General features: G+C 66.0%; 29 protein-coding genes and 1 pseudogene. 10 read left to right on the top strand and 20 right to left on the bottom strand.

All coding sequences use genetic code 11. The features are described 5' to 3' along the window. Window positions 1-443: 443 nt before the first annotated feature. The 15 genes from ACRXBZ_RS32870 to ACRXBZ_RS32800 all read right to left on the bottom strand — a co-directional run bounded on the left by ACRXBZ_RS32870 (window position 444) and on the right by ACRXBZ_RS32800 (window position 11,917). On the bottom strand, window positions 444-785 hold the full coding sequence (locus ACRXBZ_RS32870; RefSeq protein WP_433882368.1) for a hypothetical protein: 342 nt from the start codon (window positions 783-785) through the stop codon (window positions 444-446). A 13-nt stretch (window positions 786-798) separates the two neighbouring features. Continuing rightward, window positions 799-1,656 carry a phosphotransferase gene (locus ACRXBZ_RS32865; protein ID WP_433882367.1) on the bottom strand — a complete coding sequence of 286 codons (858 nt, stop codon included), beginning with the start codon at window positions 1,654-1,656 and terminating at the stop codon, window positions 799-801. Continuing rightward, on the bottom strand, window positions 1,653-2,300 hold the full coding sequence (locus tag ACRXBZ_RS32860) for a histidine phosphatase family protein (RefSeq protein WP_433882366.1): 648 nt from the start codon (window positions 2,298-2,300) through the stop codon (window positions 1,653-1,655). The genes ACRXBZ_RS32865 and ACRXBZ_RS32860 overlap by 4 nt, the downstream gene beginning before the upstream one ends. Then, entirely contained in the window at window positions 2,300-3,067 is a 768-nt protein-coding gene (locus ACRXBZ_RS32855) for a phosphotransferase (RefSeq protein ID WP_433882365.1), read from the bottom strand. The genes ACRXBZ_RS32860 and ACRXBZ_RS32855 overlap by 1 nt, the downstream gene beginning before the upstream one ends. Further along, complete coding sequence (locus ACRXBZ_RS32850) at window positions 3,064-3,861, bottom strand: class I SAM-dependent methyltransferase (protein WP_433882364.1); 798 nt, start codon at window positions 3,859-3,861, stop codon at window positions 3,064-3,066. The genes ACRXBZ_RS32855 and ACRXBZ_RS32850 overlap by 4 nt, the downstream gene beginning before the upstream one ends. Then, complete coding sequence (locus tag ACRXBZ_RS32845) at window positions 3,858-4,373, bottom strand: P-loop NTPase family protein (protein WP_433882363.1); 516 nt, start codon at window positions 4,371-4,373, stop codon at window positions 3,858-3,860. Before ACRXBZ_RS32845 ends, ACRXBZ_RS32850 begins: the two co-directional genes overlap by 4 nt. Window positions 4,374-4,409: 36 nt before the next feature. Continuing rightward, window positions 4,410-5,450 (bottom strand): glycosyltransferase family protein, encoded by a 1,041-nt coding sequence (locus tag ACRXBZ_RS32840; RefSeq protein WP_433882362.1) that lies wholly within the window; start codon window positions 5,448-5,450, stop codon window positions 4,410-4,412. Next, window positions 5,447-7,165: a carbamoyltransferase family protein gene (locus ACRXBZ_RS32835; RefSeq protein ID WP_433882361.1), complete on the bottom strand. Its 1,719-nt coding sequence runs from the start codon at window positions 7,163-7,165 to the stop codon at window positions 5,447-5,449. The genes ACRXBZ_RS32840 and ACRXBZ_RS32835 overlap by 4 nt, the downstream gene beginning before the upstream one ends. Continuing rightward, window positions 7,162-8,133 carry a thymidylate synthase gene (locus ACRXBZ_RS32830; RefSeq protein WP_433882360.1) on the bottom strand — a complete coding sequence of 324 codons (972 nt, stop codon included), beginning with the start codon at window positions 8,131-8,133 and terminating at the stop codon, window positions 7,162-7,164. The genes ACRXBZ_RS32835 and ACRXBZ_RS32830 overlap by 4 nt, the downstream gene beginning before the upstream one ends. Before the next feature lie 32 nt (window positions 8,134-8,165). After that, window positions 8,166-9,194, bottom strand: coding sequence for an NAD-dependent epimerase/dehydratase family protein (locus ACRXBZ_RS32825; RefSeq protein ID WP_433882359.1), 1,029 nt, complete (start codon window positions 9,192-9,194; stop codon window positions 8,166-8,168). 107 nt (window positions 9,195-9,301) lie between these two features. Then, window positions 9,302-9,766, bottom strand: a complete 465-nt coding sequence (locus tag ACRXBZ_RS32820) for a hypothetical protein (RefSeq protein WP_433882358.1) — start codon at window positions 9,764-9,766, stop codon at window positions 9,302-9,304. 477 nt (window positions 9,767-10,243) lie between these two features. Continuing rightward, window positions 10,244-10,495, bottom strand: a complete 252-nt coding sequence (locus ACRXBZ_RS32815) for a hypothetical protein (protein WP_433882357.1) — start codon at window positions 10,493-10,495, stop codon at window positions 10,244-10,246. Continuing rightward, window positions 10,492-10,956, bottom strand: a complete 465-nt coding sequence (locus tag ACRXBZ_RS32810) for a hypothetical protein (protein ID WP_433882356.1) — start codon at window positions 10,954-10,956, stop codon at window positions 10,492-10,494. Before ACRXBZ_RS32810 ends, ACRXBZ_RS32815 begins: the two co-directional genes overlap by 4 nt. Beyond that, window positions 10,953-11,498: a hypothetical protein gene (locus ACRXBZ_RS32805; RefSeq protein ID WP_433882355.1), complete on the bottom strand. Its 546-nt coding sequence runs from the start codon at window positions 11,496-11,498 to the stop codon at window positions 10,953-10,955. Before ACRXBZ_RS32805 ends, ACRXBZ_RS32810 begins: the two co-directional genes overlap by 4 nt. Further along, complete coding sequence (locus ACRXBZ_RS32800) at window positions 11,495-11,917, bottom strand: hypothetical protein (RefSeq protein ID WP_433882354.1); 423 nt, start codon at window positions 11,915-11,917, stop codon at window positions 11,495-11,497. Before ACRXBZ_RS32800 ends, ACRXBZ_RS32805 begins: the two co-directional genes overlap by 4 nt. Before the next feature lie 416 nt (window positions 11,918-12,333). Here ACRXBZ_RS32800 and ACRXBZ_RS32795 point away from each other — a divergent pair, with 416 nt between their 5' ends. Together ACRXBZ_RS32795 and ACRXBZ_RS32790 are read left to right on the top strand one after the other, a co-directional pair. Beyond that, window positions 12,334-13,662: a helix-turn-helix domain-containing protein gene (locus tag ACRXBZ_RS32795; protein ID WP_433882353.1), complete on the top strand. Its 1,329-nt coding sequence runs from the start codon at window positions 12,334-12,336 to the stop codon at window positions 13,660-13,662. Next, window positions 13,659-14,459 carry a class I SAM-dependent methyltransferase gene (locus tag ACRXBZ_RS32790; protein WP_433882352.1) on the top strand — a complete coding sequence of 267 codons (801 nt, stop codon included), beginning with the start codon at window positions 13,659-13,661 and terminating at the stop codon, window positions 14,457-14,459. Before ACRXBZ_RS32795 ends, ACRXBZ_RS32790 begins: the two co-directional genes overlap by 4 nt. A gap of 510 nt (window positions 14,460-14,969) precedes the next feature. Here the strand turns inward: ACRXBZ_RS32790 and ACRXBZ_RS32785 are convergent. The 3 genes and pseudogenes from ACRXBZ_RS32785 to ACRXBZ_RS32775 all read right to left on the bottom strand — a co-directional run. Then, a pseudogene (locus tag ACRXBZ_RS32785) lies at window positions 14,970-15,197 on the bottom strand (IS256 family transposase); the annotation flags it as partial. Window positions 15,198-15,239: 42 nt separating this feature from the next. Further along, window positions 15,240-16,541: an IS701 family transposase gene (locus ACRXBZ_RS32780; protein WP_433882351.1), complete on the bottom strand. Its 1,302-nt coding sequence runs from the start codon at window positions 16,539-16,541 to the stop codon at window positions 15,240-15,242. 163 nt (window positions 16,542-16,704) lie between these two features. Beyond that, complete coding sequence (locus ACRXBZ_RS32775; protein ID WP_433882350.1) at window positions 16,705-17,997, bottom strand: helix-turn-helix domain-containing protein; 1,293 nt, start codon at window positions 17,995-17,997, stop codon at window positions 16,705-16,707. A 533-nt stretch (window positions 17,998-18,530) separates the two neighbouring features. Here ACRXBZ_RS32775 and ACRXBZ_RS32770 point away from each other — a divergent pair. The 5 genes from ACRXBZ_RS32770 to ACRXBZ_RS32750 all read left to right on the top strand — a co-directional run bounded on the left by ACRXBZ_RS32770 (window position 18,531) and on the right by ACRXBZ_RS32750 (window position 22,387). Further along, window positions 18,531-18,785: a hypothetical protein gene (locus ACRXBZ_RS32770; RefSeq protein ID WP_433882349.1), complete on the top strand. Its 255-nt coding sequence runs from the start codon at window positions 18,531-18,533 to the stop codon at window positions 18,783-18,785. 763 nt (window positions 18,786-19,548) lie between these two features. After that, window positions 19,549-19,941, top strand: a complete 393-nt coding sequence (locus ACRXBZ_RS32765; RefSeq protein WP_433882348.1) for a response regulator transcription factor — start codon at window positions 19,549-19,551, stop codon at window positions 19,939-19,941. A gap of 151 nt (window positions 19,942-20,092) precedes the next feature. After that, entirely contained in the window at window positions 20,093-20,677 is a 585-nt protein-coding gene (locus tag ACRXBZ_RS32760; RefSeq protein WP_433882347.1) for a hypothetical protein, read from the top strand. Window positions 20,678-20,809: 132 nt separating this feature from the next. Next, window positions 20,810-21,151, top strand: a complete 342-nt coding sequence (locus tag ACRXBZ_RS32755) for a hypothetical protein (protein WP_433882346.1) — start codon at window positions 20,810-20,812, stop codon at window positions 21,149-21,151. 84 nt (window positions 21,152-21,235) lie between these two features. Further along, window positions 21,236-22,387, top strand: a complete 1,152-nt coding sequence (locus ACRXBZ_RS32750) for an NUDIX domain-containing protein (protein WP_433882345.1) — start codon at window positions 21,236-21,238, stop codon at window positions 22,385-22,387. 112 nt (window positions 22,388-22,499) lie between these two features. Here ACRXBZ_RS32750 and ACRXBZ_RS32745 read toward each other — a convergent pair whose 3' ends face one another. Further along, on the bottom strand, window positions 22,500-22,787 hold the full coding sequence (locus ACRXBZ_RS32745) for a hypothetical protein (protein WP_433884044.1): 288 nt from the start codon (window positions 22,785-22,787) through the stop codon (window positions 22,500-22,502). Between the two features lie 536 nt (window positions 22,788-23,323). Between ACRXBZ_RS32745 and ACRXBZ_RS32740 the strand changes: the two genes are divergently transcribed. The 3 genes from ACRXBZ_RS32740 to ACRXBZ_RS32730 all read left to right on the top strand — a co-directional run bounded on the left by ACRXBZ_RS32740 (window position 23,324) and on the right by ACRXBZ_RS32730 (window position 25,100). Next, window positions 23,324-23,632: a hypothetical protein gene (locus ACRXBZ_RS32740; protein WP_433882344.1), complete on the top strand. Its 309-nt coding sequence runs from the start codon at window positions 23,324-23,326 to the stop codon at window positions 23,630-23,632. A 145-nt stretch (window positions 23,633-23,777) separates the two neighbouring features. Beyond that, window positions 23,778-24,134 (top strand): hypothetical protein, encoded by a 357-nt coding sequence (locus ACRXBZ_RS32735; protein ID WP_433882343.1) that lies wholly within the window; start codon window positions 23,778-23,780, stop codon window positions 24,132-24,134. A 507-nt stretch (window positions 24,135-24,641) separates the two neighbouring features. Then, a complete protein-coding gene (locus ACRXBZ_RS32730; RefSeq protein ID WP_433882342.1) occupies window positions 24,642-25,100 on the top strand; it encodes a hypothetical protein in 459 nt (152 codons plus the stop codon). Window positions 25,101-25,406: 306 nt separating this feature from the next. Here ACRXBZ_RS32730 and ACRXBZ_RS32725 read toward each other — a convergent pair whose 3' ends face one another. After that, on the bottom strand, window positions 25,407-25,823 hold the full coding sequence (locus tag ACRXBZ_RS32725) for a WhiB family transcriptional regulator (protein WP_433884043.1): 417 nt from the start codon (window positions 25,821-25,823) through the stop codon (window positions 25,407-25,409). Window positions 25,824-25,927: the final 104 nt, after the last annotated feature.

Raw genomic sequence — 25,927 nt, 5'->3', positions numbered from 1 at the left:
CGGAGACCGGTGAAGTGTGGGTGGCAACGTTCGATCCGCTGGGTGAGCAGTTGACGGCAATCGCTCCGACGGGCGCGCAGACGCATGCCACGTACGACAGCCTCGGCCGTCAGATTAACGTCCACAGTGGTCGAGCGAGAACCTGGCCCCACGAGGAGCCTGACCACCAGGATCAGCTACGACCCGCTGGGTAACCCGGCCAAGGCCACGACCCCGACCGGCCTGACCACCACGTACAGCCACGACGATCTCGGCAATCGGCTGTCTGTGACGGACCCGGCGGGGCTGACCACGACTGCGCGCTACGACGCGGCGGGTCGAGCTACGTCGATCATCGAGCCCTCAGGGGTGACCACCGCCTACGGCTACGACTTGGCAGGACGTTTGGTCAGCACCTGGGACCTGGACACCGCGGGGAAGGCGCTCCGGACCCGCGAGTCCGGTTACGACAGGGCCGGGAACCGGACCTCCAGCACCGTGACCGGAAGGTGCTTGCCGATGGGCTGGACCCTCTGGCCTGGGATGATTGTTCTTGGAAGAGCGAGCCAGGTATCGACGTGGCCTTGGGTGAAATGGTCCAGGGACAGCTGCTGATCGTCGAGCCAGTGGAGGAACTGCACGGCGCTGCAGATGCGGGTCCGGACTTGGTGGTGTGCGGGCTGTTTGGCCAGCAGCCCAGCGAGCCAGGGCGTCATGCGTTCGAGGTACTCGTCGCGTTCAGACAGGACGCCTGCGTGAACGAGGAGGCTGCGGATGAAGGTGTCGACATGGGGCTGTGCGAGCACCCCTGGCGGATGATCATCGAGATTCTGGCGCGCCGAGTGTGTCCAGCAGGGTACGGGCGTGCCGGGTGAGTAGTGCGTCGTCGTGGCGGAGGCCGTAAGCGAGGGTGGTGGCGGCTTCGAGCGCGGTGCAGTGAGTGAGCACGGCTCTGTCGCTTGTGGAGAGAGGGCCGTAGCCGGTGAAGAACGCGGTGTGCAGGTCGGGCCTGTCGGGCAGGTGGCGGGTGGCCAGCCGGATCAGGTCACGTGCGGCGAGGTCGATGCGGGCGTGTTCGAAGTCGATCAGGCGCAGGTCATGTTCGGGGTGCCAGAGCAGGTTGCGGGGCTGGAAGTCGAGGTGACAGGCTGCGACGCGCGCCGTGGTGAGACGCGTGAGCTGCCGCATGTGGTCGCGGATGAGCTGGACTTCGTCAGCGGTGAGGTGCCCGGTGACGCAGCTGATCCAGTGCTCGGCGCGTGCCGCCAAGTAGCTCGTGATCGCAGTGGCGGTGCCGGCCACGGGTATCTGGTGCAGGGCTCGGAGGATCCGTCCAGCGTGGTGATAGGCGGTGTGCTCGGCTGCCGGCGATAGATCGAGTTCGTCGAGCGGTTGGCCGGGGACTGCGGTGATCACGATGCCGGGCAGATCTGGGTTGCCGGCCAGGAGTTCGGGCGTGGCGTCGGCGAGGTGCGATGTCCAGTCCCGGTAGGCGCGCACTTCGTGTTCGTGGTGTGTGCGGGAGCGGTGGATCTTGCCGATGAGGCTGGTTCCGTTGCCGGCCATGCGCACGACCGTGCCGGTGGCGTGCGTGAGCGGTGGCGAGGTGATCTCGACACGGCCATGTCCAGAGCCCTCGGCGAGGGCGATGAGGCGTTCCAGCCGGTGATCGTTCATGCGGTTGTGGGGGTGGCCAGGTGCTGGATGTCGTTGTGGGCGGCCAGCATCCACACGCTGTGGCCGAATCGGTTGCGGTGCTGCTGCCAGCGGGTCAGGCTCGCGTGGCCGGTGATGATGCCGGCTGGTTCGGTCTCGGAGCTGTGCTGGTTGAGCAGGAGGGCGAAGGTGGCTTCGATGGTTTCGCCGTGGGCGGCGATGAGGATGCGCTGTCCCTCGTGCCGTGTGATCAGGCGGGCGAGTGTCTGTCGGGTGCGGGTGAGGTAGGTGTTCCATGTTTCGGCGTCGTCGGCGATCGGCCGGTGCGGGTAGCGCTGGGGGCGGCCGCCGAAGCGGGTTTTGATGCTGGTCCAGTCGTGGCCGTCGGCTGTGCCGTGGTCGAGGCCCCGGAGTTCGTTGTCGGTGCGGGCGCGGAGGTTCAGTGCGGCGCCGAGTGTGGCGGCGGTGTCCTGGGTGCGTCGGCGTGGGCTGGTGTAGAGCACGTCGAAGGCCGGTTCGGTGGTCAGTCGCGCGGCCAGGCGCGCGGCTTGGTCCCGGCCGCGTTTGGTGAGTCCGGTGCAGGTGCGTGGCCCGCCGACGAGGCCGGCGGTGTTGCAGGCTGCTTCGCCGTGGCGGGCGAGGACGAGTTCGGTGGTCACAGGCATTAGCGGCTCCCTGCGGTGGGGATGGCGAGGTCGGGGACGGGCCAGGGCCGCACGGCCGGCCAGGGGTGGCCGTAGCCGTGGCGGCCGAGATAGCTGCGGGTCAGCAGGTCGTGCATTTCCGCCCAGACGGCGAGCTCGGAGAACGGGAGCTCCAGGGCGAGTTCACGGGTGTAGGCGGCGATCGTGTCGTCAGCGGCGTTGCGGGGAAGCCGGCCGTGGGTCATGCCGGTAGTGACCAGAAGTTTGGCCAGGTCGTAGCCGACCGGGGCCAGGGTCAGGGAGTCGAAGTCCACCAGGACCACATCGGCTCCGGGGGTGATGAGGAAGTTGCGGGGGTTCGCGTCCTTGTACAGGGCCGCGGGGAGCAGCGCCGCGCGGTCGAGCCAGGCGTCGATGTCTTGGTGCCCCAGCGGGCAATCCGCGGTGCGGGCGCGTAGCTGGTGCAGTCGCTGGCGGCGGGGCCCGGCGAACGGGGTCAGGCGCAGTCCGCCGCTGGTGGTAAAACGGGAGTTGACCTGGGCGCGATCGAGGCCGGCGCGGCGGGCGGCCTGGTGCAGGCGGCCGAGCGCAGCGGAGACTGTGACGAGATCGCCGATCCCGGCGGTGCGCCCTGGTATATGGGCGAATTCCACGGTGTCGCCAGTGCCGCCGAGGAGATCGGGAAACACGACATCGGGTTGGAGAGAGGCCAGCCAACGGTAGTGCGCCCGTGCTGTCCGTGCGGCGGCCGAGCTGGGGTAGGTCTTGACGAAGCGGCGGGTGTTCATCGTCGCCGGGCCACAAGGTAGGAGACCGTCGAGGTCGCGGTCACTCCAGTCTGACCGATCAGGGGCCGCAGCCGATCGGCGACGGCCGCTTGATCGCTGGTCAATGCGTATTTCGGGGTGGTCGTGAGATACCGCGCCGTGTGCTCGGCGTCGCGGAAGCCGAAGACGTGCTGGTGATCGACCACGGCGCACAGGTCCAGGTGCGCGGCGACGGTGGCGGCGGCGTTGCCGCTGTGGAACGTCTCATACAGGCTGCGCCGCTGGGGGGCGTGGGGATCGAGTCCGGCGGCGGCCACGAGTTCGTCGAGTTCGCGGTAGCTGTCGGCGGACTTGGTCACCAGCACCGCCTGGCCCCCGCGGCGCAGGCATCGGGCGAACTCGGCGACGACCTGGCGGGGATGCGGCGAGTGGTAGAGGCAGAACGCCGCCACCACGACATCCACGCTGGACTCGGCCAGGGGCAGGGCGTGGAAGTCCGCGCACACCAATGACGCTTGGGCTTCTGGCGGCAGACGCCGCCGCGCGGCGGCCAGCAGCGCCGGGGACCGGTCGAGGGCGGTCAGCGACCGCGGGTTCCACGACCGGGCCAGGTGCGCCGTGGTCGATCCACGGCCGCAGCCGACGTCGACCACGATCCCGCGTGTCCCTCCGGGATCGACGAGTTCGCTGATGACCTCCGCTACGGGCCGGCCGCGGACTTTCGCGGCATGCAGCGCCGTGGTGCGCTGGGCCAGTCGGTCGCTGCCGCCATACAGCGCCTCCTGTGCGCCGAGGAACGGGTTGGTGCCCGTCATGCCCGTCCCGATCCGACGTGGAGGTCGTTGAGGAAGCGCCGCACCTGACGGCGGCTGCGCAACGTGATCACGTGGCTGCTGGCGTGCTCGGCGATCAGGGCGTCGACCTTGGGGCGCATGGTGCGCCGGTAACCGAGGATGTAGCGGATGAATCCCCAGGTGATCCGGCCGCGCAGGTGGCGGGACAGTGCGTCGCTGCCGTGGTGCTGGTGGCGGCGTTGCAGGATGCCCCACAAGCAGGTGAGTCCGGGCAGGTCGAGGAAGATCACGGTGTCGGCGGCGGTGAGCCGGATGGGCATGGTGGAGGCGTAGTTGCCGTCGAGGACCCACTCACCTTCGGCGACCAGCGCGCGCTGCCGCTGGGTGAACGCCTCGCTGTCCAGGGGCTGCCAGCACTCGTCGTAGTACTCCATATCCAGATGGGTGACCGGTAGGTTCAGCCGTTCACCGAGTTGGCGGGCCAGTGCGGACTTCCCGCTGCCCCCACACCCGCAGATCATGATCTTGCGCATGGTCCTCCGTTCCCGTCGTTCAGCGTGCCCTGGTGCTTACCGTGGCAGGTCCACCGGTGTGGGATCGGGCCGCCGCAGCAGCGTGTGGAGGCGATCCAGTTGGTGGTGTAACCGGAAGATCTCCAGTTTCTCCAGGCACGCGGCCAGTAGATCCGCGCGCCGCGCGGTTCCGGCTGAGCGCAGCTGCTTGATCCGGTCGGCGGCGTGGCGGCCACTGGTGACGTGCATCGCGGAGGGTACGTAGCGGTCGATGCCGCGGATGGTGTCCGGGGCCAGGGGCAGACATCCTGCCAGGACGGCTTCGAAGATCCGCTGCGTCATCTGCCCACTGGCCGCGTAGCGCGGTGGTAGCAGCAGCACCGTGGACAGCGCGCTTCGATACAGCCGCGTCACGTCGTGAAACGGGATCCGGCCGGTGAAGCGTACGTGCGGCCACCGCCGGGTGTCGGTCCACTTGCCCGCCACGCGGTGCGGGTGTTCGGCGGCGGCCGGGGCGAAGTAGGTGTCGAACGCGTCGTCGCGGCCGTACTGGTTGCCGACATACACCAGCGGCCAGGGCCGATGCCCCGCCGCCAGTTCGGCGGGGTCTGCGGTGTCGAGCACGGTGTCGGCGACCGGGAACAGCAGGCTGTGCGCGCCCGCCGAGGGATACAGCGCCGGTTCACACACCCGCACCACGGGACAGGCGCGCAGTGGATCATCGGCGGGGAGTTGCTGGTCTTTGTCCCAGAGGATGGTCCGGATTCCGCGGTGGCTGTAGTGCTCGACGAGTTGCTGCTGGCGATGCAGGTCGCAGGTATGCCCTGGCCACCCGCACGGGGTGGTGTTGCGACCGGGGATCGGCCAGCGCCATTCCAGGACCAGCACATCGATCTCGGGCAACCCCGTGTCCCAACGGTAGCGGGATCGCAGGTCGGTTCCGGCCTCGGTGAGGTCGCGGTTGGTTTGGAGGAACACGAGATCGTGTCCGGCGGCGATCAGGCCGTCGATGAGGGTGCGGCGATGGCTGCGTCCGCCGTCGGGGGTGTCGGTGATCCCGTCGCCGAGGAAGCCCCAGAAGCTGTAGCCGATCCTCATTGGCGCACCACCCACCAGTCCTCCAACAACAGCGCGTCGATGCCGGATTCGGCCAGGCAGTCCAGCGCCATCTCCGGAGTTCCGCAGATCGGTTTGCCCTTGATGTTCAGGCTGGTGTTGATCAACACGGGTGTGCCGGTGATCGCCTCGAACTCGCTGAGCACTTCAGTCAGAAACGCATTCTGGGTCGCATCGACGGTTTGGACCCGGGCGGTGTTGTTGGTGTGCACGATGCTCGGGATCCGCGTCCGCGCGAGGTCGGTGACGGTGTGGGCGCGGGACATGAACGGGGAGGGAGCTCCCACGCGCACGTAGTCGTTGGCCTTGTCGGCGAGGATGACCGGTGCGAACGGGCGGAACGGTTCGCGGTATTTGACGGTGCGGTTGAGCCGGTCGACCACCGCCGGATCCAGCGGCGAGGCCAGGATCGACCGGTGCCCCAGGGCTCGGGGACCGGCTTCCAGCGCGCCGGTGAACACGCCGATGATCCGGCCTTCGGCAAGGCGCTCGGCGAGATGATGGGCCCGATCACTCACGCGGTCGGCCCGCATCCCATGGCGCGGCGCGGGCGTGAGCGTGATACCGGTGAAGTCCGGGCCGAGGTAGCAGGCGTTCTCCGCGCCGGTGGCCAGAGACCCGGTGCGCTGGTGCCAGACTGCCAGCGCAGCGCCGATCGCCGTGCCGGAATCGCCCGGCGCTGGTGGAACGGACACGGCGTCCGCGATGCCGGTCTCGGCGATCTTGCCGATGCTCACGCAGTTCATCGCCACGCCGCCGCCCACGCACAGCGTGCTCGCGCCAACGTGCCGCTGGGTACGCCGCGCCAGATGCAGCATGACCTCCTCGGTGCGTTCCTGGAGCGCTGCGGCCAGATCCTGGTGTTCGGCGGTGACTGGCTCGTCAGCGCGGCGGGGCGGGCAGGTGCGCCGGACGAACTCGGGCGTGAGCCGCCGTGTCCGGCTGGAAAGCACCCGTAGTGCGATCAGCCGGGTATCCACAGCGAACCCGCGCTCGGTCAACCGCACCGCCTCGCACATGACGTCCCGGAACCGGGCCGGATCGCCGAGGGCGGCCAGCGCCATCACCGTGCCCTCCTCATCACCGCGGCGCCAACCGAGATGCTCGGTTACCGCGCCATAGACGTAGCCGAGCGAAGCCGGATCACTGAGCGCTTCCCGCTGCTGGTAGGACAGCCGTCCGCCCTGCTGGCGGTGAGCTTCAGCGATCGTGGTGGTGGCGGTCTCCCCGAGGCTGTCGACTACCAGCACTCCCGCGTGATCAGCGCCGGAGGCTGCGAAGGCGTACAGGCCGTGTGCCCGGTGATGCGGCACCGCCCGCACCGAGGCGCTGGGGAACCAGCGCCGCAGCTCGCCCAACCGGTTGTGGGTACGGGCGGCGACCTTGAGAAACGACCGCGACCGCGCCACCGCCCGAGGCGGATCGCCGAGCAGGTGGGCCGGGGTGGGCAGTGCCGCGGGCAGATAGCGAGCGGGCACGAAGTTGTAGGCGACCTCGTCGACATCGGCGACGCTCAAGGAGTACGTGGTCAGCAGCCAGTCGACGGCGCGGCGGGGCATCGCGTGGTCGTGCTTGATTCCGCTGAGCCGTTCTTCTTCGACGAACCCCACGAGGTGTCCGTCTACCAGCAGCGCGGCGGCCGAATCGTGGGTAAACGCGCACAGTCCCAGCACCACGCGAGCAGACGCGGCGGTCATGCCAGCCGCCCCGTTCCAGCGACGGGAGCGGGCGCGATCCTTCCCGGCGCGGTGTTCAGCAGCTCGTACCACCGGGCCAGCGCTGACGACAACGGCCCGCCGGTAGGCCGAAGCAGGGCACGGGCGTTGTCGAACTCGCCGTCTTTCCACAGCCGGTAGGACGCCAGCACGGTCGCGAAGTCGTCCCAGCCGCCATGCCCGACCGCTTCGCCGGCGATGATCTGGGCCAGCATCGCGTCGAAGTCCTCCCACGGCACCCGCAGCGACGGCTGTTCCGCTCCCGCGTCGGCGGCGGGCTGGTCCGCGACGGCGGCGTGTTCCGCGTGCTGGTCGTAGAGATGCAGCGAGTCGACCAGGTGGTGGTAGTCGCCGAGCTGGACCTCCAGCCATCCCGCCAGCAGTTCCTGCAGCACGGTGGTGGTGAAGATGTCGTAAGGCAGCCCGAGCCACACGTCCTGACTGCGCATGGTAGTGAACATCACCAGTCGCCCGGAACGGACGTAGAAGCGGTATCCCAGGGTGCACGGCACATCCCGGTACCCGGCAAAATCGCGGGCGGGGTCGAACAACTGGATCATCGCCTGCCGTGATGCCCCGTCACCTTCGAGTACGCGCCGGACCGTATCCAGCTGATCACAGCCACTCCAGTTCCGCAGCCGCGGACCGTACGCGCCCTGCAGGCGCCCGTGGTCGGCGAAGCGCCGCAGCCGCTCGTTGAACGTGAAGATCCACGGATCGTCAGACCCGGACAGTATCCACACCGCCTCGGCAGCGGCGAAAGCCGGATTGAGCATTCGGGCCGGCGTCGCATCGACAAAACGATATCGCGGTCGCGCCAGCCGAAGGTGCGCTCCCAGCAGCTCTGTCGTATGCAGCCCGCGTGGTGCGACCGGCGTGCCGTGGGCCCGGATGGCTCGGCATGCCTTGACAAACAACCCGGTCGCGGATCCGGCTGACAGCGAGTGCATCGCCTCAAGCCCCCTTTTTCGTGCTGGTGGGATCAGGAAACGGCCACACTGGGTGCGGCCGGGGTGTTGAGCCACTGCCAGTGCCGGGTCATGCCCTCGACCAGATCCACCTGTGCCGACCAGCCGAGCTCGTCGCGGGCGCGGGCCGGGTCGGACAGGGTGGCGGGTACATCACCGTCCCGGGCCGTAGCAGGACTGGTCGGGATGCGGGCACCGGTGATGCACCCGGCGATGCGCACGACCTCGGCGACGCTGGCCGCCCGGCCGGCGCCGATGTTGAACACACCCGCTGCCGAGGCGGTCGCCGCCGCTACCGTGGCCGCGACGGCATCGGTGACGAAGGTGAAGTCGCGGCACTGATCACCACCGCCGTACAACCGCACGGGCGGCCCGCCCAGCGCCGCCGCCAGCACCCGGCCGATCAGCATGTCGGGGCGTTGGCGCGGCCCGTAGACGGTGAAGTACCGCAGCGCCGCCACGCTGGTAACCGAGTCGGCCCGCCGCGCGTACGCCAGGCACAGCGACTCGGCCGCCAGCTTGCTCACCCCGTACGGCGACAACGGCGCCGTGGCCGCGGTCTCCTCAGCCGCTCCCAAGGTGGGGCCGTACACGCTCGACGATGACGCCACCACAACCCGCGGCACCCCCAGTCGTATGGCTGCTTCCATCAGCCGCTGGGTTGCCACGATGTTGTTCTCGGCATAGTCGGTGAATCGCGGGCCCCACGATGGCCGTACCCCGGGAATTCCTGCCAGGTGGAACACCGCGTCCGCATCCAGCAGCAACGATTCAACCGGGCAGCTGGCCAAATCAGCGGGGACGAACACGAAATTCGGCGCCCTCAGAACCGCATCCATGTTCGTCGCCGCCACAGCATCGTGCTTCGGGTCTCGCCGGTCGACACCGATCACCAGTACCCCGGCCTTGACTAACCGCTCAGCGAGATGCCCACCGATGAATCCAGCAGCCCCGGTGACCACCACCCGCCGCAACCGGTTCACAGCGACGTCGCGAACAGAACACGGAACGGCGTGGGAGTCGGTCATAGCGGCAGGTGACATGAAAGACCTCGATCGTCTGAGTCCGGATAAAGGGGTGGTGCGATCAAGCTGATTCGGCGCTGCGCTGACCTGGCGTGGAAACTGTCCGGCACCACGGGCCTGGCTGATCAGGCCACGCGGGACACCGGTTCGAGGTCGGCTTCGATCTCGAAGTGCTTCATCACGCAGCCGCGGCACACCCGGGGACCGACGACATGATTCGACTCACCGGCATTGATGTCGCATAGCGTGCGATGACGCTCGTTGCGCTGACGCTCGTGAACAACGCCGAGATGATCAGTCCACACAGCGGCGTACTCGTGACTGATGACCATGGCCGTCCCGGGTCTTGCCACTGCGCGGCTGCACTGAGGGCTGAGATCAGTCGCCGGTGTCATCGTTTCCGCCTTCCTGAAGGTGGTGGACGGTGGATCGGCCGGGTCGGGGGCACGGTCGACCCACCGCTGTCTGCGGCCCCGGGGAAGGCGCTCGCCGGCCATCCGTTCTTGAGGAAGTCCGGCCGGAGCGCGCTTTCCCAGGGGTTTCTTCGTGTGCCGATTACCTTGTAACGTGGGTTGTGTCGTGGTGACCAAGCACACTCGTGGGACGGTACAGAGCTGGGATTCCATGACCGGTGCTCATCGAGAATGTCCTTTCGACGAGTGCGAAGTGCTTGCGGTTCTCGATCGGTCACCAGCCGAGTCGCGGCGCGAGGTCATTACCGGATCGTCGAGGCCGACCCGATCACCCCACTCATCCACGGCCAGGTCCAGGCACGGTTCTTCGTGATCACTTCACTGCTGCGTACTCGACGATCGCCTCAAGAAGCCCGCTGTTGGCGGGAAACCCGATCGCGAACAGGCCAGCTCTGAGAATCCACGCGGTCCTGCGGTTTCTCGTCCGGAGAGCCCAGAACATGCCAGCGCATAGACAGCCCACAGCAAGGCGATGAACGTGGGAGCTCCCACGCACACCGCCAGAATCCTCAGCGGCGCGATGCCGGCCGCCCACTCCCGAACACGACTGATCACCACGTCACTCACCCATCTTCACCCCGTCACTCACCATCTTCACCAGGTCGACGACGCCGACCCGATCACCTCGCTCATCCGGTCCAGGTGCACAGTGATCGCCGTGCCGCCGTGCGCGCGGGCGTGCTCGATCACCCCAGTGATCGCCGCCTCGTCCTTGCTCGTGCGCAACACAGCGGCGGCCTGCTGACCGATAACCTCCAACTCGTCGTGGTAGGTCTCGACCGCCGAGTACGGCAACGCCTCCCGCGCCAGCCCCAGCGAGTGAACGAGATCGTCGACACTGGTCACTCGCCGTCCTCCGTCGGCCACCAGTCCCGCTCGCGGGACACGTCGGCCACATAGCCGTCGACCGGCACGACCTTGCCCAGCTCGACGGCCTCCAGCGCCCGGCAAACGCCTTCCCAGGCGATCCGGACCGCGTGGTGGAGGTCGCGGACCGACACCGCCTTGAAGAACGTCACCGACACCGCATCGAGATCGCAGGTCGCCAGCGCCGGGTACAGTCCAGAATGGACGAACCAGGCATCAGAGATGTTCTCCAGCAACTCCCGGTCCGCACCGGGATAGCGCTGGGTCAGCATCACAAAGACCGCATCACCGGGCGGGTTCTTCTCGTCGCGCGCAGGCACTCCATCGGTCGCGCTCGCCGTCGCGACGGCGAGCAGCCGCGCATCATCCAACGTCGGTTCACCGGTGGTGATCGCGACCCAACTCAACGATTCGGGCTGTTCGTGGTTTTCCTCGGTCACGTCTGCTTGCTCCGTTCGATCCGTTCGATCAACCTGCGTGCTCGCCACATGGTGGTCCCCGTGCTCGGGGTGCTCGGCAACCGCTCGACCTCGCCGTTCGGCCCGAGGAACGCGATATGGTTGTTGCCCTGCTTCGCCACCACCCACGGCGACCCCGACGTAGCCGAGATCGCCGCGTTCACATCCCTGTTACTGGTCCGGGGAAGCTTCTGCCCCTGCAACCGCTCGGCCTTCGGCCCGACCGAAACGGAAGAAGACACAGCCGCCGTCTCCCCCGCACCGTCCTCTGTGACCAACTCAGCCGCTTTGTCCTCAAGGGCTTGTTTCGCCATCCCCGACAGCTCGGTGAGTTCCCCGATCAGCGAGCTCCGGAGCTGCCCCAGTTCCCCCAAAATCTCGTCATGCCTGGCGCTGGCGGTCAGCACCTCCGACACCAACGCCAGGCACGCTTCCAACTCGTCGTCGAGCAGGCCGATCGTGCTGGGCGGGAGCTGAAGCGCGACGGCCCGCAGACCGTGGGCAGCCTGCCGTAGCCGGCTCACCGGTCGATCACCGCCCTGGCACCGTCCAGGGCGGCCGCGGTCGCCACGCCTCCGCCGCGGCCGGCACTACCCCTCATCCCGGCCACAGGCAGAGACCGCTCGGCCGTCGGTAGGCTCGGAGCCCCAGATGTATCCGGTGCGGACAACTCCAGCAGCGCGGTGATGACCTCCTCTACCGTGCCGTTCGTCCGCCAAATCGTGTTGCCGTTGGGGTAGTCCTCCGCTCGGAACCGAGCGGCGACGGCTTCGTCGGTGTCCCGGATGGCGTAGTTCTCTACGACTCCGCCGTACCGGCGTTCGGCGAAAATCGCGGCAAGTCCCTGGCTCCCGGGTTCGGGCAGGTAACGAAACCGGAATCCTGCGTCCATGCTGCGCCGGATCACGGCTATGTGCGGCGTGTCCCTGTCGGTGGATGTCACCTGCGTATCGCTTCCTCGGATTGAAGCGGCGACCCTGCCAAAGGTCGGGGGCAATGACAGGGCCGCCGAGCGCTATTCGAAGCACAGTAGATCGTCAGTCGGCCCGACTCACCAGAGCGCGCGTAGGGCGAAAATGAGGCGCTGACGCGGCGTCATCCCACGCGAGCAGCACAAACCGGCGGCAACCGTCGACCGCGAGGTTCACGGACGCTCCGAGCCACATCAACGTTGAGCCACCCGAGCGATCGCGAGCACTTTCCTGGGCATACGGACAGAGACGGTCTGGATTGTTTCCCGACGTGTCCATCTATCGCCCCTTTGACCACTAAGCGTTATAACTTGCCCGCGAAACAGCGCCATTAGACCAAACGGGTGTCCACCGTAAACGGAGTGAACCGCACTAATGGTGGCCCGCTATGGTGGGGACGTTCATGCTCGGGGAGGTGGCCGTGGCGAAGCGGCGTGAGGCGTTTGCCGCCCGTCGCGAGGCGATGGGCTTTACGCAGGAAGGTTTCGCGACCAGGCTCGGTGTGGAGCTGTCCACCGTTGGCCGATGGGAACGGGGCACGCTGACACCTCAGCCGTGGCGCCGCTCCCTGATAGCAGGGGCACTCGGCGTCTCGCTGGAACGTTTGGAAGAGCTGCTGACAGCAACGGTCACGGACACTGGCAGTGCACGGCACGGCAACGCATCTCAGCTCGGTGGGCTTGCCGGACGACTTGACGGCACCGCTGTCGCCGCCGACGCCCGTGATGCGGACCGTTTCGCCCGTGAGGTCGCGGCGGCGACGGTTAGCCGGCAGACCTTGGATCAGATTGGCGCGGAGATTGACCGATTTGCCGTAAATTACGTCTTCAAGCCTCTGGCAGAACTCTTCATCGATATCCGCGAGCTGCGCTGTGAAGTCTTTCAACTTGCACAGAACAACCGGTCCCCAACGCAATTGCGGCAGCTCTATCTGGACGCTAGCCGAGTGGCCGGTCTGCACTCACACATCTGCCTGGACCTCGGGCACTATCACGCGGCACACACCCATGCCCTGACCGCTTTTCTCTGCGCAGACCTGGCTGGACACAACGGAATGCGCGCGTGGGTCCGCGGGCTTCAGAGCTTGATTTCCTACTGGGACGGCGATCTGGCTGCTGCCGTGAAGTTCGCCCATGACGGTGTCGGCTACTGTGCCCGCGGTTCGGTGGCGGCTCGGCTACCGAGTCTTGAAGCACGGGCGTGTGCGGCATTGGGAGATAAGGACAACACGCTGGCGGCTCTCGATCGAGCCGACCGGGCTCGCGCCACCATAGACGAGGACGACGACGCGGGAGTGTTCACGTTCCCGAGGGCCAAACAAGCCGTCTATACCGGAACCGCACTGCTTGCCCTTGGTGACCGAGCATCGGCGGCCAGGGCTGCGCATGAGTCGTCACAGGCGTTGGAGCTCTACGAAGCAGCAGCGCCATCTGATCGCTCGTCGGGAGACATACTCGCGGCTCGACTCGACCTGGGCAGCGCCTACCTCCTGCAGGATGACCTGGACGGCCTTCGTGACCAACTGGACACGGTGTTAGCCGTCCCACCGGTTCGACGGACAGCCAGTATCGTCAAGCGTGCAGCCGACATTGGCCAGCGCCTCGATCGCTCTCGATACGCTAACGCTGCGCAGGGCCAGCAGATGCGGTCAGCGATCACAGCCTTCTGTGCACCCCCGCCAGCCTTGCCGGCCGCCACGGTGATGGAGCAGGCGTGAACGGTCCCGACACCACCAGCCGCGCAGTCCTGGCCGGAAGCGCGTACAGCGACGAGCGGCATCTAGCCGCCCGCCAGTCCCTATACAGCTGGCAACACCCACGGCATGACTTGCCAGGCATCGTCTTGGAACACCTGCCGACCAAGGCTGGTGTGGTGCTCGACGTCGGCTGCGGAAACGGCAAGTATGTAAGCCGCATCCGCACCCACCGCCCCGATCTCACCGTCGTCGGGATGGACATTTCTCCAGGAATCCTGGCAGGCCTAGCACAGCCCGTGGTCGTCGCGGATGCCGCAGCTCTGCCCGCAGCAGATGCCTGTGCCGCAGCGCTCTTGGCAATGCACATGCTCTACCACGTAGACGATCTGAACACGTCCCTCTCCGAGATCGCCCGGGTACTCGGACCAGGAGGCACCTTCATCGCCTCGACCAACGCCCGAGACGACAAGAAAGAACTCGACGACCTCTGGGCATCCGCCGCAGCCGACGTCCTCGGCACCGACCAGGGACCACGACGGATCTCATTGAGCAACCGCTTCGCACTGGACGATGCGCCGGACCGGTTACAGCCCTACTTCACCGAGATCCGCGTGTTGGAGCTACCCGGCGTGATCACCGTGACCGAGCCGGAACCGGTGATCGCCCACCTGGCGTCCTATCGCACCTGGGCCGACTCCGTTGGCGTGCCTTTCGATGCCACCCTGGAACGCGCACACCAGCGGCTCCACGAGTTGATCAACCGCAAGGGAGCCTTCCACATCAACTGCCGAGGCGGCATCCTCCTGGGCAGTACCTAGCCAACGTCGGCCAAAGAGACCGACCGGGCCAGATGGGTTGACACCCTCTGGGCAACGCTAAAGCGTCGATGCACAAAGACCTACAGCCCAATGCCGGACTCCTCCTGCCTGTCTGGCGTGCAAGCGAGTGTGCCTAGATCCACCGATTTTCCCTGTTCCGCAGCCAGATCCGCTCGGGCTGACGCCAGGGATGATGCCCTGGCGGCGCAGCGATGCAGCCAGGCCGGTGTCGTCGACGAACTCCATCTCGTCTACGCCCCGTTCTTCCTCGGGCAAGCCGACGCCCCACGGTTTGTCCACCCGGCGGTGTTTCCCCAGGACCCCGACCACTCGTATGACTTTGAGCGGAGTACGGAAGATCGGCGACGTCGTGCTGCTGCGTTACTTTCCTGGGAACAACCGTGCCTGACCCCCACCCGCCCCCCACCCGACCGACGCAGACCGTCAGCACCTCCGGCAGGCAGTCGAGCTTGGTGAGAGAAATTGTCAATACCTGTGGATCAAGATTGTTTAGGCGGGGGTGGGTAGGGCGTGGTCGTCGGGACGTTCGACGAGTTTGCCGCCCACGAAGCGTGCTCCTGCGCGCACGAGCGCGACGAGTTGGGGTGCGTTGACCGCGCGCCAGCGTGTCTGTGCTGACTCGATCAGCTTGAAGGCCATCGCCAGCCCGGCCGCGCGAGAGCCTGGTCCCTTGGTGACTTTGCTGCGGTGCCGCACGGTCGCGAACGTAGATTCCATTGTTATAATAAAAGGCTGTCTCTTGTTGCTGAGGTTTCTCAGTTATGCGGCGGATGAGGTGCTGGTCGAGGGCCTGGCGGGATTTTGATCGACTGTGTTCTGGCCTGCGCTGATGGCAGTTATTCGGGCCCGGCGGAAGGCGATGAGCATGTCGTCGACGCTGACGTTGCACTTCTTGCGGTTCCAGGGTGCTCGGGCGCGAGCGGCGGCCAGGTCCGCCTCGGCGGTGCCGTTGGCGGCGTACCACAGGGTCAGGATGGTCAGGCCGAGCATCGCGAAGGGCACGGTGCGCTCGACAGCGCGAGGCAGCCGGTTGGCGGCGTCGCCTGCGCCGATGAGGATCTTGGAGTCCTTGATCGTCTGCTCCACGCTCCAGCGGTCGGCGTAGCGGGCGATGACTGTTTCGACTGAAGCGCTGGTGTCGGTGGACACCAGCGCGATGTCGTAGGGCCGGGCCGAGTCGGTCTCCTTGATCAGCACCACGGTGACGGGCCGGCGGTGCAACGAGCCCCACCACAGGCAGGTGACGGTGGCGATGTGCACGGTTTCGGTCTTGCCGTAGCAGGTGACTTCCGTGGTTCGCCAGGTGGCGGTGGCCGCGAGGTCGGTGCAGGTGCCGAGTTTCTCGCCTTTCCATCTGGGGTGCCCGCGCTTACCCGTGGGCTCCGGTGGCAGGGCATACAGCACGGCGTTGGCTGCCAGGCGGGTGGTGAACGTGGTGTTGCCGGGCAGAGTGCGCCACGCCGGCCCCCGGTAAGCGGCGTCGGCCACCACATGGATGCCGCGTTCGGGAAACGCGCGGGCGAGCAACCCCACCAGCGCCCGGGCCGCATCAGGCTTGGAGACACCGGATTTGGGGATATGCAACCGGAACAGAACCGGCAGGCAGACCGCCCTGGTCAAAAACGGCACGGTCACGACGAGTCCGACGACCACGAAGCAGTTACCCCGCCCGATCCCATCGCGGCCCTTCGCCGAGCCGTCGTGCTGCCAGAACACCCCGTGAGTCTTAGCGCCATAGCGGTGAAACAACGTGTCGTCGACCACCACCGTCACCGCCTGCCCGGCCGGGACGAAACGGGCCACCACCAGACGGGCCAGCAGCAACCCCAGCGAATCCAGATCCCAGCGGGAATGGGAGAAAAACCGGTGCGCCCGAGCGTGATGGGAGCGTCCCGCCAGTCCGGCCGCGCTCCACATTCCCGTCACCGTCCGGGGGCCTGTGGCTGCCAGCAGGCCGGTCACCAACGAGACGAACGTGGCGAACGTCGGCGCGGTGAACACCGAACGCACCCCTTCCAACACCGACAGCAAACAAGACGGTATGGTTCCCACAGGAAGCATCGGCGAATCTCCCGGACAACGGGCGGTTGCAAGCAACGCCGATGCTTCCTCCATCTTCAGGCCAGGTCACGCCGCCACGCCGAGCACCTCGGCATCCACCCACCAGATCAACTCACCAATAACTGAGAAACCTCAGTTGTTGGGTTCAGCCGTTTTGGTTCTCTTACCGCGTTTCAGAGAATGTCGGGATGTCGTCGACCGTGGCGTAGACCGCTGCGCACAACTCCGTGACTTCGGACGATGTCGCGGCGACCGGCTCGGCTGCCTTGGCGATGGCCCGCAAACGCTCGCGAGCGTGCCGGGACGACAGCTCGCCGACGGTGGCGATTGCTTGCTGGCCGATCTCGATGCCGGTGGTGACATCGCCTACGTGAAAGTGGTGAGCGGCTAGGTCAGGCAGGTGGATTGCCCGTGTCCGCGCGAACGTCAGGTCGGTGTTGTTCACGACGGAGGCCAGTTCCTCGATGGCGGCTGGCACGTACGTGGGTTGTGCGTGGGCGAGCAGGGCGAGCGCGTGTGCTCGGTGTGAGGCGATTTCGGCGGCAGTGACGTGGCGGGCCCATGGCGGCACGGTCTCGGGCCTTGTTCGCGCGAACGCGTCGGTTTCCTCGCTCAGGGCGTCCCTGCACTTGGTTGCGTTGCCGAGTGCGGCGTGGCACCAGGCGCGGTTGGCATGGAGGTCGGCGTGTGCGCTCGCGCTCGCCTCGTGAGCGCTGGTGTTCGCTATGGTGACGCCGTGCTCCACTAGGCGCAGGGCGGTGCGGGCTTGGCGTCGTTGCAGGGATTGGTACGCGGCGTCGAGCAGTACGCCGATTGTCAGGTCGGTGCTGCGTGGGTGGTGTTCAGCGCGTTTCGCGCGATTGAGCGCGAAGGCCCACAGCTTCTGTGCCTGGTCGTGGTCGTCGATGTCCCAGGAAGCCCATCCAGTGACCCAGGCCAGGTCGGCGCTCGCCAGGTCCAGGCGTGCACGGACTTCGTCGGTGCAGACTGCATCGTCGAAGCCGCGGACAGCATGCAGCTGGGCGAGCGCGGCCGAATGCATCAGCTCGCCGCCCCGCGCGAAGATGTTGGACCGGAATCCTTCGGTCATGTGCTCGATCGCTTGTGCGTCGGCACTGCCGAGCCTGCGGCGCCTGGTTGAGTCGCTTTGTGCTGGCAGGATCTCGCTGAGCCGGGCGATGTCGGGGTGGAGGCTGGAGGTCATCGTGATTCCGAGGACGAGTGAGAGGAAGTCCCTGCGTTCCACGTCGCTCACCTCCCTGTCGACGTCCAGGCTGCCAGGTTCGGCGTCAAAACCCAACAGGCGAGCGGGTATTCCTAGGACGTTGGCAACTCTCGCGACTTGCTCGATGTTCTGAAGACGCTTCGCGCCCGATTCGACATACGACACCATCGGCTGTGTGAGGCCGACGAGTTCGCCGAGCTGGTGCTGGGACAGCCCTGCTGCCCTGCGCACGGCGCGAAACACCGGGCGGAAGTCGTAGTTCCCGAGCGCGGCCCGGAGCTCGGGAGAGTCGTACGTGCAGGCAGGGATGACTGGCGTTCTGCGACGGCACGGCGCGCATACCGAGTCGGCATTGCCTACGCGCAGCCACGAGTCACATTCGGTGCACCGCCGCTGCATCGGGGTCACGAGTTGCCTCACCACTACCGCCGTTACCGGGAGAACGCAGATGGTCTCGTAGCGTAGCGGGAAGAAGTCGAACTCCGTAGTCGGCCTGCGCGTGGTGTGCAATAACCACAGTTATATAACCATGGTTGTTGGTTCGGGAGTTGATCCTCGGCACTGTTCCTCTCATGCCGTTGCTAAGCCGGACAAACCGCAGCCGATCTAGCGACTCCCGTGAACGAGCCCCGGCCGTGCTCGGGGGCAGCGCGGGAACGCTGTGTCCTGACGTGACCGCTTCGGTATTCCATTTGCCGAGGTTGGTGGCAGGGGAGCCCGTCACGATGCCGGGCAGGGACCGTTTGTTTAGCGGAGGCGCGGCCGTGCAGGTCTTGGTCATCGCGCGGTGCAGGCGCCGGGCGCGGCTGCCTCGCACCGCCGCCGCCGGGGCTGCACTGTGCCGGGCTTGCATCGACGACGCTGTCGCTTCGCTCGCGGGTGTTGGGGCGGACGCGGAGAGCGCGATGCACCAGATACTCGCGGCTATCGCCGAGTACCTGGTTACACCGGAAGATGCGCGAGCCAAACGGATCCCGGCGCCAGAGCCGGACGCGCCGGAACCGGCCGAGTGCGTGTGACTATGAGCCTGCCCTTTCGAACTCCGGTGTCGTCTGAATCTCCGCGCCGCTATTCAGCGCCACCAGTAACCCCGCGCGGCATATGGATCGTGCGGCACGGTGATCACCGAGTGGTCCACGTGCACCTCGTGTGCACCGCGGAGTCCCCTACCTCGACACTCGGCGTTCACCGGGCGTTGTGTGATCTGCGGCTCGGCGACGATTGGGTTCGTCTCCGCCGTTCGGTTCCATTGCCGAGCTGGTTGTCGGTGTGCCCGCTGTGCTTGGCCAGTCCCAGGATTTCGCTGGAGCTGGCCTTGCGCATCGAACGGCATCTCATCAGCCGCGAACCGCTGACCGGCGCACGGCTGATGGATCGCCACGACGCCACCGGATTACTTCCCCGAGTTCCGCTCACCGACAATCTGGTATTCGAGGTCGATCGACATGCTCGTGATGGAGCACCCGTCATCCGTGCTGGAGGAAGCGCGAGGGCAGCAGCATCACCGTACGCTGCTGCCTCCGGTGTACCTCGGCGACTTCCGCACGGCGCTATACAGAGCGATGCCGAATGTTCGGTACCACAGTTGTTCCGACGACGGCGGGATCGCGCACATGTTCATCACCCACTCCGGAACTGCCGACTCATGGGTGGTCTGGTGGCGAACACCTGTTCGCCGCAGTCGCCGACACCACGAACGCCGACCGCATGACCGCCGCGCTGGCCGCCCTCTGGCCCCGAAGCGGAAGCGTCCTTCGGCACATATTGCGAAAGGTAAAATCAGTGACGCACTCGTCCCAGGTCGAGCAGATGAGCCCTGCAGCCCGCGATTCACGAAGCCGTTTTCAGCCGTGGCATCTTAGTAGAATTTCACCAGCGGAGGAACTGGTGATTTTCGCCGTCGTTGCCGGCATGAACAATGCGGAAATCGCAAAAGCGCTCTTCCTTACTCAGCACACAATCAAAACGAAAATTTACAAGTTGCTTCGAAAGTTTGACCTCCACTACAGAGCGGAGCTCGTCGTTCTCGCCTACGAAGTAGGAATTGTCCGTCCGGGATGGGCTGGTCGTCAGGTCGACCTGCACCAGGTGAAGCTAGGAAGGGATCATTTCCCGTTTCAAAGAAAGCAGCAAGCCAAATCGCCAGAACCAGAACTGGACCTCGAATTGACATGAGTCCGGGGAAAAGGACCGCGGTTTAGCCGCACTCGGGCCGCCGCCCCTCGGATGACCGCCACGCTGCACGCTCTAGCCAGCCGGCGAACCCATCTCTCCAAGGCCGCAGCAGGCTGCTGCTGCACTCCCTGTGACCCCAAGGGCGACATCCATGTTCCATCGCGAGCGCACGCACGAACTGACCGGCGGTGCTGGCAATGCCTTCACCCAACGGTTAACCGAACTCCACTTTCACCGCCTGTATCGCGCTTTCGAGGTCGACACCTACTACAGCGACGGCACCCGGGTTCGCCAGCGCAACGGCTACGCCGAGATCACGCGCACCATGGCAGCCGCGGAACACGAGCACATCACTGGGGGCACGTACCTGACGGCCAGCGTCGTGCTGCTCTCCGGAGACCAGGCTGTGGCTGCCAACGACCTGCTGTCCGCACTCGGCCTTCACCGCCTGGTCCGGGTCCAGAAAGTCCGAACATTGTTCCAGCACGTGCGAGAGACCATCACCGTCACCGTCGACGAACTCACCGACCTCCACAGCTGCTTCGCCGAGACCAAGGTCACCGCCTCCACCGTGACGAACGCGCAACAGCGGCTGGCGGCCGCCGAGCACTCGCTCGGCCTGTCCGACTGCCGGATCGAACCCCGGCCATACCCGCAGCTCGTACTGGAACATCTCACCGCCCACGAACGCGAAGCAGCAGAGACAGGAGTACTTCCTTGGACGGCAGTCCATTGATCATCCCGCTGAACATCGATGACGGCGGTAACCCAGCCGGCTGTCGTGCAGGTGCCATCGGCTGCGGAGCGGCATTGCCGCGCAACGCGATCGCATCGGTCGCCGTCTCCCTGACCACGAGGTGATGCGGCGATGCCACCCCCTCCCGTCCCCGCCGAGGAACGCGCCAGGATCGAGCAGTTACTGCTTGACGGCGTCCGGCCTTACCACATCGTCAAACAGGTCGGCCGGTCCGAATGGGCCGTCTGGCGAATCCGCGAGATGTTGTGCGACCAGGTCCACGACGACGACATCGACACGTGGCGAATGCGGGGCCCTGGGTGGCTCGGCAACAATCTCGGGCACCGGCTCGCCGAACCCCGATTTCCCCACGTCACCGAAGCCGTCCACGGCTGGCTCTCCGACCGCGTGCAACTCCACCAAGTGATCAACGCGATTGAGAAGGCTGCTCTGATGCGGAAAAAGCGGTCCTGACGACGCCCACGCCGGATCGTCCCGCAATGGCCGGCTGATCAGCAACCTCACCAGCTCACCCACCCACGAGAGAAGGAACCACTGATGCCGAAGCGGCTTCTGTCCATTGACATCGGCGACACTCTCGCCACCGGCCCCAGCCTCACCGCCGCCCTCCGCGACGCAGCCGATCTGCCCGGGGACATCGTGGCGAAAACCGTCCGGACTCGCCTGCACTGCGCCTCCGAGATCACCGACCAGGTGATCGGCAAGGTGGCCGCTGACCTCGAACTCGACACCAGCACCGTCCGCGACATCGTCGACAACCAAGGCGATCTTAGTGTGAACCCGAGCGCCCAGTTCGCACTGACGGCAATCCGCAATGCGTTCCCCGACATCCGGATCGTCCTGAACTCCAACGCCACCGCAGCCGCCACACACCAGACGATGACCGTCAAGCGCGCGCTCGCCGGGATCATCGACGACTCCTACATCTCCTGCGAGACCGGCTTCGCCAAGGGAGTCCACTACCAGGCCTTCACTCAAATCGCCGACGATCACCAAGTGTACCTCGACGAGATCATCCACATTGGAGACCAGCTCGAAGACGACGTCGAAGCCGCGTTGAAACAAGGGTGCGCGGCGATGCTAGTCCACCCCGATCACGCCGACCTAGTCGAGTACGCCCCCGCAGGACCCGACCGCTACCGCGCCGCGGCGACCATCATCGACGCCGCCCAGACCCTGCGGACCTGGATCAACGAGGACCACGACACCAACCCCAGGCTCGCCGTACGAGGGGCGATGCTCATCCGAGACCTCGACGACCGCATTCTGATCGCCACCGGCCCCAGCGATCACGGCAAGTACTACCTACCCGGCGGACGTTGCCACCCCTTCTTCCCGCAAGATCCCGCTGCCACCGCCGTCCGCGAAATCCAGGAAGAGCTCGGCATCACTCTAAACCTCAGCAAACACGACCTGGTCAACACCGCCTGGTCACACAAAGAGACCCGACGCGACGGCAGCAACAAGATCATTTTTACTTTCGATGCCGGGCACATCGACCCCGAGGAACTCACCATCAACCCCGATCGCACCGAGATCGCCGACTACAAGTGGGCCACGCCGGAAGAAGCCGCGGACGTGCTCGACCCCAGAGAACTCGAACGACTCAACGACATCGAACAGGGCGAACACATCACCTTCCAACACAGCATTGGAGTGAGCTCCACGCCACGGCGAGCAGCCGCGTGACGCGTTGACGAGGATCGCGACGCGCATTGTCACCGAAAGGCCAGCCACGTCAGACATCCTCGACCCCCAGAGAACGGAATTCGGTGATTCCTCTCCCATGGCGCTCCTATGGCTAGCCCAGCAAGCATCGCGCACCAAGCCCCCAACATCGCGCGAAACTTAGTTCTGGTTCTCGTAGGATTCGACAACCTCGACCGGAATGCCGGCTCGATCTAAAACCCGCACCCCTGTTTCCGGGCCCGATCCCGAATGGCCTGGCTACGTTCCCGGCCGGCCGTAGTCGCCGTCGCTGCGGACTTGCCGGACTTGGTGACGGCGCGCTGCGGCCACCGGTCTTCCGCGCATTGACCAGGAAAGACGCCAGCGAGTCACGGAGTTTGGCAGCATTCTCGGAGGACAGGCCAATTGCATAGTTCGCACCATCCGAACTGAACTCGACAATACTCTCAAGCCGGCATGCCGTCGATGTCGCCGAAGGATCTGAATAGCGACTTGCCGAGCCAAGACGGTCTCCCTTTCACCGTGCACAACACGACTCCAACGCTCTAAGAGTTCAATGTGGAGCCCCGCGGAAACAAGTTAACCCAATTAGGTCCTAGCCAACATGAATCCTTGAGATTTATGGTTTCATTGCGAATGCATCAAACATAGACGGAGGTCGACTCCCCGTTTAAACGATCCGATGACCATAAAGGAGTTCAAGATGGATGCGAAAGCATGCAAGGAAGTCCGATGCACGGACGCAATGGGCCGTAGTCAGGTCTTGCGAATCTCGCCGCTTGCTCATGGCCGTGTGGCTGTGCAACCGCCGCCCGGTGAGTGGTTCGAGGTGAACGCCGACCAGTTTCGTGACTTGCTCGCTGCGGCCCGGGAGGCGATCTGGGAGTCACACGTGAACTACGACCCCACTCCTCGAACGCCCGTGGTGGGTGGCACGTGTTTCTGAGGGAGCTCTACGAATCGGTGCGGCAGCGTCTGGACGCCGTGGCGCGGGTCGTAAGCGACGGTGATGACCGGGCGGTGACCGCAGTTGCCCGTTCCGAGGTACCGCACCTCATCGACGCCGTACGGACCCTGCTGGCCGAACACGAGCCGAACGAGATCGGTGAGTGCCCGGCATGCTCTCGAACCTTGTGGCAGTGGCAGAAACCGTGGCGGCGACCGAAATCGCCGTGCAAACCCTACCTCGCGGCACGGCGGGCCCTGTTCAACGAGACCGATGAGCCTCGTCACGCCTTGCGCTGACCCCCATGAGCTGGCTCGGCTCCCAGCACTCCCCCGGCCCGGGAGCCGAGCTACCGGCTGGCGGCACGTCGCCGGGCTGTACCCCCGAACAGCCATGACGTCGACGACGTGTCGCCGGCCGGGCCCTTTCCGCAAGGAGCACGCTTTGGTTTCCGTTCAGCTTGCCCAGGAGTTCGTGGAACGGCTGGTCGAGGACGTGCTGTTCGACTGGTGGCCGGACATCACCGCAACCACCGTGCACATCCCCGGTGTCGACGACGGGTATGCGCGGGTGATCGAGGTGCAGTCCGGCGAGTGGATGCCCGTGGCGTGGTGCCAGGTCTGGATCCAGCCACCCTGTGCGATGAAGCCGCCCAGCAGCCCACTGCCCCGGTGCAAGCAGTGCGTCGGCTACCTCGCGACGGCTGGCCTTCCGGATCCCGCCGAGCTCGCCTTGCGCACCAAACTGCGGCTCCCGCCGGACGGTACGCGTCCTGTGTTCTCGCGTGCCCCCAGCCACTGATGGCGGAGTCCTGTCAAAGCTTCCGACGGACCACGGTGACCCCAACACCTGCGGTCCGCCAGGTTTCCAGCAGAGGAGTGAGGCCGATGTGGCGCCGAAACCAACGGCTTTCAGTACTGGCAGTCCTCTCCCGCCTCGGGCGTCCACCCGACCGCTACACGTGGACGATCCCCTGCCGCGACGCACGAGGAAGACGGGCTCGGCTGCGCCTGGGGCTGGCCCCGGGCGGGGTGACGCTGACGGTCACCCGACATGGGCCGATCACGTTGGCGCCGCTGGAAGCCGGCCGGCTGCGGGCCGCCGTGCGCGAAGCCCTCTCTACGCACGCTCCGCTGGCAGCGCCGGGAGCCCGAACTCGGCATCACCGCACCGGAACACCGCTTTTCGGGGCGTTCTTCGAGTTCGGCACGGACTACCAGGCCGTACCCACGAAGGACGCACCCCGGCCATCGTCAACCAGGGAACAGGACGAAAGTCATGCCACCCCAACACGGAAGGATTCTGGGTATGCCGACGCAGGAAGCCGCCGATGCCCGGCAGCGTGATCTGGCCGGCGCCGCGGACTGGTACCGGCTGAAGTTGGGCTGGCCAGTGACCTTCGATACAGTCCATCGCCGCTTGATCCTGCGCACCGGCGAGGCGCTCGATGCCGTCGTCCTGCCGGACTGGCTGGCCGACACCGTCGTCCAACACCTCGAACAGAACCTGCACGCAGGTCCGGTGTGCATCGACACCACCACAACCTGGTGGACCATCCTCACCGAACCCTGCCCACGAGCACACGCCGACATCGCCCCGAAGTTGCGCAACCGGCGGGTCTACGCCATCCCACGCGGCGGGCAGGTCATCGTTGCCCACCCACTGGACACGCCCCACTGGCGTCGTGCACCCGAACCCGGCAGCCGGCTCCCACCGTGGACAACCGTGATCACCGCAACCAACCGCGCCATTGATCGTCCCTGCTAACGCACACGATCACATCGCTGAACGTCGAGCGTGCGCGCGTCACTTCCCCGCAGCGCACGCTCCGCGAGGGTCGAGCCGCCCCAACGCGCCCCTCCACTGGGGCGGCTCCCCACCTCGCCCCCACGAACCTCGATACCGTCCAACTCGATCACGGTCAAGGCATCTGCCGAAGTGGAACCCGCCGGGCGCTTGGTCCATCACATCCGGGTTGGCGGAGGAGAAACCAGTCGCCGGACATATGCACCTGGCCCGGGAGATCGTCCACAACGTCAGCGCGATGAACGTGACCATCGCGACCGCATAGATTCAAGCGATATGCCCATTCGAGTGGACCTCGCGGCGAAGTGACCATATACCGAGTTCGGTCAGGGGATCGAGCTCGGTGCACGGGCTTTGGGACAGCGCCTCCAGAAGCCGATGTGCCAGATAGGTGGCGTCCGGCCTGCAGTGGGGTCGCTGTGTTGCGCCGTGGATGGCTTGGCGGCGGTCACGGGGGCATACGCCGCCCCAAATTCCCCAGCTTGCGCCTTCATCGATCTCGTATTCGAGAGCGACTGTCAGGCAGCTGGTCCTAACTGGACACCCAGCGCACGCGTTGGCAGCCTGACGGCGTTGATACTCCAAGGATTCGGCGCCGCGGGCAGGCGCGGGAAACCATGCGTTTTGGGTAGGCGACGAGACGCATTGCCCCTTCTGGCGCACTTTTCTTTCCAAATGTTCCATTTCTAGATCGCGAAACATGACAACCCCCTGCGGTGCTGAATGAAGCCCAGCCGGGTTCGCCTGTCCGTGATCGGATCAGTCAGCGATCAATGGGCGGCGGCTGA

The sequence above is a fragment of the Saccharopolyspora hattusasensis genome (genome assembly GCF_050972075.1).
GTDB classification, from domain to species: Bacteria; Actinomycetota; Actinomycetes; order Mycobacteriales; family Pseudonocardiaceae; genus Saccharopolyspora; species Saccharopolyspora hattusasensis.
The sequence above is the reverse complement of the archived record's forward strand: the minus strand, read 5'-3'. Positions and strand labels throughout refer to the sequence as shown.